Here is a 251-nt window from a genome sequence, read left to right on the forward strand (position 1 = left end):
CAATGACCTGCTGAAAGAAGGAATGGTTATTGCCTTTGAGCCATTTATTTCGACTAGTGCTGAAGAGGTGTATGAAGAGTCTGATGGCTGGACATTCAAAACGAAAAACAAAAGCTTTGTAGCACAATATGAGCATACCGTAATCATTACGAAAGATAAGCCTATTATTACAACACTATAAAATAAAGCCAGCAGAAATGACTTCTGCTGGCTTTATTTTATTTACTTTGTGATTTTTTATTCAGAATATT

Annotated in this window: 1 pseudogene; it reads left to right on the forward strand. The window is 34.3% G+C overall.

From position 1 onward, the window contains the following. Positions 1-181 (forward strand): annotated as a pseudogene (locus tag F1003_RS19050) (type I methionyl aminopeptidase); the annotation flags it as partial. Positions 182-251 lie beyond the last annotated feature (70 nt).

This window comes from Winogradskyella ouciana, assembly GCF_009709615.1.
Classification (GTDB): Bacteria; Bacteroidota; Bacteroidia; order Flavobacteriales; family Flavobacteriaceae; genus Winogradskyella; species Winogradskyella ouciana.